Origin of the sequence: uncultured Frigoribacterium sp., assembly GCF_963515265.1 — a bacterium.
Classification (GTDB): Bacteria; Actinomycetota; Actinomycetes; order Actinomycetales; family Microbacteriaceae; genus Frigoribacterium.
In genome coordinates, this window is the sequence record NZ_CAUPYL010000146.1 from 1 (window position 1) to 6,600 (window position 6,600).

Genomic DNA, 6,600 nt, shown 5'->3' on the forward strand with positions numbered 1-6,600 from the left:
GTCGCGGGCCCCTCGCCTTCACCGGCAACGACGTCGACCAGCCGCTCCTGGTCGCGGGCGGGCTGCTCGCCGCAGGGCTGGGTCTCGTGGCCGGTGGGGCCGCGCTGCGGCGTCGTCGCACAGCGCTGGCCACGGCGGCGGAGGCGCGATCCTCGCGGGGCTGACTCGCGCCTCCTCGGCTCGGACCTGGGAAGAAGCTCCGAACAGAACGGTCTGCGCGCAGGTCCGGACGCCCCTGACGCGTCCGGACTTCCGCGCCGCCGTGGGGATCGGGACACCTCTGTGCCACCGCCCACCGAACGAGTCGGATGTCAAGGGGCCTTTCGCCGGCCGCCGCGGGATCGGTAGCGTCCTGGACGCACGATCGGCGACGCCGCCCGGCGCCGCCTCGACCTGAGGAGGTCCCCGTGAAGAAGCGTCACTCCATCGGCACCACCGTCCTGGCCGTCGCCCTGTTCACCGGCGCCGGCACCGCAGCCCAGGCGCAGGCCGCCACGGCCGCTCCCGCCGACTACTGCGCGCCTTCGGTCGGCTGCGCCGTCGACCCGGTCACCGGTGACCGGATCTTCGTCAACACCCCCGACCTGACCCAGAAGGAGAAGACGCTCATGCTGGAGTGCAACCACGGCATGGGCGGCGCGCTGCTGACCGCGGCCGGAGGCGTCGTCAAGAAGAACTGGGGCAGCGTCCTCAAGGGCGCCGGCAAGGCGGCCGAGACGGCGACGGGTCCGTGCAAGGACCTGTGGGACTCGACGACCCGCCTGCGCTGACCGGCTCGGGAACGAGCGCGAGACGTCCTCGACCTCTGCTGGGTCGGGGGCGTCGTCGCGTCTCGGCCTGGGCCCGCACGCCCGACGAACCACGTCTGTACCCCGGACGCGGAGGCGACTCGGCGGGTGCCGCCGGTCGCCCGGGCCTACCGTGCACGCCGTGCCGGCGGACTCCCGTGGGCTCAGCCGCACCGATCGAGGAGGCACACATGAAGGCAGTCGTCTGGCACGGCATCGGGGACATCCGTCTCGACGAGGTCGACAAGCCCACCATCCAGGACCCGAACGACGCGATCGTCCGCATCACCCGCAGCGCGATCTGCGGCACGGACCTCCACTTCGTGCGCGGCACGATGGCGCCGATGGAGGCAGGCACGATCCTCGGGCACGAGGCCGTCGGCGTCGTCGAGCAGGTCGGCGACGCGGTGCGCGGCTTCAGCCCCGGCGACCGCGTCGTGATCAACAGCACCGTGTCGTGCGGCGCCTGCCGGTACTGCCGCGAGGGCCACACCGCGCAGTGCGACGTCGCGAACGCGAACGGACCGGACGCGGGCACCGCCTTCTTCGGCGGGCCGGCCTCGACAGGGCCGATCGACGGCCTCCAGGCCGAGTACGTGCGCGTCCCCTGGGCGCGCAACACGCTGCACCCGCTGCCCGACACGGTCAGCGACGAGCAGGCGATCCTGCTCAGCGACATCTACCCCACCGGCTGGTTCGGGGCGGAGCTCGCCGGCGTCCGTCGCGGCGACGTCGTCGCCGTGCTCGGGGCGGGCATCGTGGGGCAGTTCGCGATCGCGTCCGCGTTCCAGCAGGGCGCCTCCAGGGTCATCGCGATCGACGGCCTCGAGGACCGCCTGGCCCAGGCGCTGGCCCAGAACGCCGAGGTGGTCGATTTCAACCGCGAGGACCCGGTCCAGGCCGTGAAGGACCTCACGGGAGGCATCGGCGTCGACGCCGTCATCGACGCCGTCGGGGTCGACGCGCAGCACCCCGTCTCGGGCCCTGCCGCTCCCTCCGACGAGGAGAAGGACAGCTTCGAGCGTGAGGTCGCTCAGGTCGCCCCCGACTCCGCTCCTCAGGGCGACCTGTGGGTGCCCGGCAGCGCGCCGTCGCAGGCGGCTCGCTGGGCCGTCGAGATCGTCGCGAAGTACGGCCGGATCGGCATCATCGGCGTCTACTCGCCCACCGTCGAGTCGTACCCGATCGGCGCGGCCATGCTCAAGAACCTCACGGTCCGGATGGGCAACTGCGACCACCACTCGGTCACTCCCCCGCTGATCGAGCGGGTCGCCGCCGGCCTGTTCGACCCGACCGCGCTCATCACCGAGCGCGAGCCCGTCGGCGACGCGATCGCCGCGTACGAGGCGTTCGACCGGCGCGAGCCGGGCTGGCTCAAGGTCGAGCTGACGACGGCGTAGGCCCCGGCCCCTCGGGGCGCGAGGCGGACGAGGAGGCGCGGTGCAGGGACGACCGGCACCGCGCCTCCTGCGGTCCCCACGACCGGCACCGCGCCTCCTTCGGTCGCCGCACAGCGCACGGGTGTTGCCTGACGCCATGAAGAACACCACACTCGGCAGCGTCGACGGCGGACTCGACGTGGGCCGCATCGGCCTCGGCCTCATGGGAATGTCCGCCTTCTACACCGGCAGCGGGACCGACGACGACGAGTCGGTGCGCGTGATCCACGCCGCACTCGGCCACGGCGTCACCCTGCTCGACACCGCCGACATGTACGGTCCGCACACCAACGAGCAGCTGCTCGGCCGGGCGCTCAAGGGCCGTCGCGACGACGCCGTCGTCGCGACCAAGTTCGGCAACGTCACCGACCCGGAGGCGCGGGCCGAGCGCACGATCGACGGTCGCCCCGAGTACGTGCGCAAGTCGATCGACGGCTCGCTGAAGCGGCTCGGGATCGACCACGTCGACCTCTACTACCAGCACCGCGTCGACCCCCTGGTGCCGATCGAGGACACGGTCGGGGCCATGGGCGAGCTGGTCGAGGCCGGCAAGGTGCGGTTCCTCGGGCTCTCGGAGGCGTCGCCCGAGACGATCCGCCGCGCGCACGCCACCCACCCGATCACCGCACTGCAGACGGAGTGGTCGCTGTGGAGCCGCGAGGCCGAGGCCGAGGTGCTGCCGACCGTCCGCGAGCTCGGCATCGGCTTCGTGCCGTACTCGCCGCTCGGCCGCGGGTTCCTCACGGGCACCCTGCGCTCGGTCGACGAGCTGGCCGACGACGACTTCCGCCGGTTCAACCCGCGGTTCGAGGGCGACAACCTGAAGGCCAACGTGCGGATCGTCGAGCAGGTCGACGAGGTCGCCCGCCAGGTCGGCGCGAAGCCCGGCCAGGTTGCGCTCGCCTGGCTGCTCGCCAAGGGCGAGGGCATCGTGCCGATCCCGGGCACGAAGCGCCGCGCGTACCTCGACGAGAACGTCGCCGCCGACGCGATCGAGCTCACCGAGGAGCAGGTGCACCAGCTCGACGACGTCGCGGCGCCGAAGGGCGACCGCTACTCGGACATGTCGACCATCGACCGCTGAGCACGGTCCTCGAGGGCGGGTCTCCCAGCTCGCGGGCAGGTCGGTCTCGACCCGTCCTCGGCCTGGGAGGCCCGCCCTCGACGCGTCCGGGGACGAGGAGGCGCGGGTACGGTCGACCGATGGACGACGTGATCAGACGACGCGCCCTCGTGCACGGCACGGTGCAGGGCGTCGGGTACCGCTTCTCGACCGAGGGCGAGGCGGACCGCCTCGGCGTCGACGGCTTCGTGCGCAACCGCTCCGACGGCACCGTCGAGGTGGAGGTCGAGGGCGAGCCCGAGGCTGTCGGCCAGCTGCTGGCCTGGCTCGAGGACGGACCGACCGGGGCCGACGTGTCGCGGGTCGAGGTGCACGAGCTCGCGCCGACCGGTGAGGGCGGCTTCGAGACGCGTCGCTGAGCTGCGCGGCGCGGCGCGAGCGAGAGGGACCCGGCCCGGGTGCTCGCACGCACCCGACAGCGTGGAGTCCCCGGACCGAGCCGGTGGCGCCCGCGAAGGGCGCGTCCTCAGTAGTACCAGGCCGCTCCGGGGCGTCCGCTGAGACTCGCGGCTCATGTTCTGATCCGTGCAGCCTCCGCAGGTTCTCGCACCTCACCTCACACAGGAGGCGCGGCGCGCGTCTCCATGATGAGTACGATCAGCCGAGACAGGAGCCCCGATGAGCACGACTTCCGTCGTCCACACGACGATCGACAGCCCCGTGGGCGAGCAGCGGCTCGTGCTCGACCACGACGTGGAGGCGTCGGCCGGCTCCGGTCGGCTCTTCTGAGATGACGCCCTTCGATCGCGTCGTCGAGCTGCACGGCACCACCGTCCTCCGGGTCTGTCGTGCCCTGCTCGACCCGACCGACGCCGACGACGCCTGGTCCGAGACGTTCCTGGCCGCCCTGGTCGCCTGGCCGGACCTCCCGTCCGACGTCAACGTCGAGGCGTGGCTCGTGACCGTCGCCCGTCGCAAGGCCCTCGACGTCATCCGGGCCAGGGGCCGTCGGCCCCAGCCCGTCGAGCACCTGCCAGAGCCCGCGGCAGACGGCGAGTCGTTGGCGGCCTTCGACGAGGTTCTCGCCCGCGACGACGCCCTGCTCCGCGCAGTCCGGTCCCTGCCCGAGGGGCAACGCGACTCGGTCGTGCTGCACCACCTCGCCGGGCTGAGCCACCTCGAGGTCGCCGAGCTGACCGGCCGCAGCCACGCCGCGTGTCGACGCTCGGCTGCCGACGGCGTCGCCGCCCTGCGCCACGTGCTCGGCGAGCGCGACGAGAAAGGCTCCACCCCCACCCTCCCGACCCGCCCGACCGGCCCGACCGGCTCGACCGGCTCGACCGGCTCGACCGGCTCGACGGCGACCCGACCCGAGGCGCCCCGACCTGCAGCACCCCGACGCACGAGACCCCGAGAAGGAGCACGCCCGTGAACGACACGGCACCCGACGTCGACACGGCAGTGCAGCACCGCCTCGTCGCGGCGACCGACACCGAGCCGGGCCCGGGCCTCGACGCCCACCTCGACCTCCTCCGCGGCCGGCTCGCGGACCAGGCTGCGGTCGTCGGCACCGTCGACGTCTTCTGGCGCACCGTCCCTTCGCCCGTCGGGTCGCTGCTGCTCTGCGCGACGGACGTCGGTCTCGTGCGCGTGGCGTTCGAGGTCGAGGACCACGACGCCGTGCTCGACCGCGTCGCCGCGCAGGTCGGCTCCCGGGTGCTGCGGTCCGGCCGGCAGCTCGACGAGGTGGCGGTCGAGATCGACCAGTACTTCGCCGGGCGGCGCCGGGACTTCGACCTCGTGCTCGACCGTCGGCTGTCCCGGGGCTTCCAGCGGACCGTGCTCGAGCACCTGCCCGAGATCCCCTACGGCGAGACGGCGAGCTACGCCCGCGTCGCCGCCGCGAGCGGCAGCCCGAGGGCCGTCCGAGCCGTGGGCACGGCCTGTGCGACGAACCCCCTGCCGGTCGTGGTGCCCTGCCACCGCGTGGTCCGCAGCGACGGCACGCCGGGTCGTTACCGCGGCGGCGAGTCCGCCAAGGCGGTCCTGCTCGGGCTCGAGTCGCAGCTCTCGGCCGGAGCGCGCTCGTGAGCGGCGTCGTGGTCGGCGACGACGGCCTGGCCCGACCGCCGTGGGCGGCGGTCGACCCGCTGATGCGCGAGTACTACGACACCGAGTGGGGCATGCCCGTCCGCGACGAGCGCGGGCTCTTCGAGCGGCTGAGCCTCGAGGCCTTCCAGTCGGGGCTGTCGTGGGCCACCATCCTCCGCAAGCGCGAGGCGTTCCGCTCCGCGTTCCGCGACTTCGACCCCGACGTGGTGGCCGGCTTCGACGACGCCGACCGCGAGCGCCTGCTCGCCGACGCGGGCATCGTGCGGAACCGGCTCAAGATCGACGCGACGATCACGAACGCCCGCGCGACGGTGGCCCTCCGCGAGCGCGGCGGGCTCGTCGACCTCGTGTGGTCGCACCGGCCGGCCGAGACCCCTCGTCCCGTCGAGCTCACGGACGTCCCCACGACCTCGCCCGAGTCGGTCGCGCTCTCCAAGTCGCTCAAGGCCTCCGGCTTCGCCTTCGTCGGGCCGACGACGATGCACGCGCTGATGGAGGCCACCGGGATCGTCGACACCCACCTGGTCGACAGTCACCGACGAGGGTCGTCGGGCGTGTGGGAGGCGGCACGGTGACCGACTTCGGCCTCCGCCCGCTCGAGCTGCGCCTCGAGACCGACGGCCCGTACGACGCCGCGCACGCGATCGGCCTCCTCGCGGCGCACAGCGTGCCGGGAGCGGAGCTGACCGACGTGGCGGCCGGCACGCACTCCCGCCTGGTCGACGTGGCAGCAGCCGGCGAGCCGACCCGCGTGCTGCGGCTCGACCTGCACCTCGAGGCGAGCGGCGTCGACGTCGTGGCCACCGCCTCCGAGGGGCTCGCTCCCTCGCCCGACGACCACGACCGGGTCGAGCGTCTCGTCCGTCGGTGGCTCGACCTCGACGCCGACTCCTCCGGGATGCTCGCCGCACTCGGCGACGACCCCGTGCTCGGCCCGCTCGTCCGCTCACGGCCCGGCATCCGCATCACCGGCAGCCCCGAGGGGTGGGAGGCGGCGGTCACCACCGTGCTCGGCCAGCAGGTCTCGCTCGCCGCAGCCCGCACCTTCGCGGGACGGCTGGTCGCCGCGCTGGGCGCCGACATGGCCGGGACGGGACTTCGCAGGTTCCCCCGCGCCGACGTCGTCGCGGCCCTGCCGGTCGACGATCTCCGGGCCGCCGTCGGGGTCACCGGCGCCCGGGGCCGGACGCTGCACGCC

8 protein-coding genes are annotated in these 6,600 nt (G+C 73.5%); all 8 read left to right on the forward strand.

The window, feature by feature from the left end:
- Nucleotides 1–407: 407 nt before the first annotated feature.
- A complete protein-coding gene (locus RWM17_RS10930; protein ID WP_314103605.1) occupies nt 408–770 on the forward strand; it encodes a hypothetical protein in 363 nt (120 codons plus the stop codon).
- Nucleotides 771–979: 209 nt separating this feature from the next.
- Nucleotides 980–2,188, forward strand: coding sequence for a zinc-dependent alcohol dehydrogenase (locus RWM17_RS10935; RefSeq protein WP_314103607.1), 1,209 nt, complete (start codon nt 980–982; stop codon nt 2,186–2,188).
- 136 nt (nt 2,189–2,324) lie between these two features.
- Nucleotides 2,325–3,311: an aldo/keto reductase gene (locus RWM17_RS10940; protein WP_314103611.1), complete on the forward strand. Its 987-nt coding sequence runs from the start codon at nt 2,325–2,327 to the stop codon at nt 3,309–3,311.
- A gap of 119 nt (nt 3,312–3,430) precedes the next feature.
- Nucleotides 3,431–3,709: an acylphosphatase gene (locus tag RWM17_RS10945; protein ID WP_314103614.1), complete on the forward strand. Its 279-nt coding sequence runs from the start codon at nt 3,431–3,433 to the stop codon at nt 3,707–3,709.
- Nucleotides 3,710–4,080: 371 nt separating this feature from the next.
- Nucleotides 4,081–4,722, forward strand: a complete 642-nt coding sequence (locus RWM17_RS10950; protein WP_314103617.1) for a sigma-70 family RNA polymerase sigma factor — start codon at nt 4,081–4,083, stop codon at nt 4,720–4,722.
- A 29-nt stretch (nt 4,723–4,751) separates the two neighbouring features.
- Nucleotides 4,752–5,381 (forward strand): methylated-DNA--[protein]-cysteine S-methyltransferase, encoded by a 630-nt coding sequence (locus RWM17_RS10955; RefSeq protein WP_399540468.1) that lies wholly within the window; start codon nt 4,752–4,754, stop codon nt 5,379–5,381.
- A complete protein-coding gene (locus tag RWM17_RS10960; protein WP_314103622.1) occupies nt 5,378–5,977 on the forward strand; it encodes a DNA-3-methyladenine glycosylase I in 600 nt (199 codons plus the stop codon). Before RWM17_RS10955 ends, RWM17_RS10960 begins: the two co-directional genes overlap by 4 nt.
- Nucleotides 5,974–6,600, forward strand: a 627-nt coding sequence (locus RWM17_RS10965) for an AlkA N-terminal domain-containing protein (protein ID WP_314103626.1), incomplete at its 3' end; no start/stop codon positions are given. The genes RWM17_RS10960 and RWM17_RS10965, both read left to right, overlap by 4 nt.

Coding starts and splice junctions, on each gene's coding strand:
- RWM17_RS10935 (WP_314103607.1), top strand. CDS start 980: ATGAAGGCAGTCGTCTGGCACGGCATCGGGGACATCCGTCTCGACGAG.
- RWM17_RS10940 (WP_314103611.1), top strand. CDS start 2,325: ATGAAGAACACCACACTCGGCAGCGTCGACGGCGGACTCGACGTGGGC.
- RWM17_RS10945 (WP_314103614.1), top strand. CDS start 3,431: ATGGACGACGTGATCAGACGACGCGCCCTCGTGCACGGCACGGTGCAG.
- RWM17_RS10950 (WP_314103617.1), top strand. CDS start 4,081: ATGACGCCCTTCGATCGCGTCGTCGAGCTGCACGGCACCACCGTCCTC.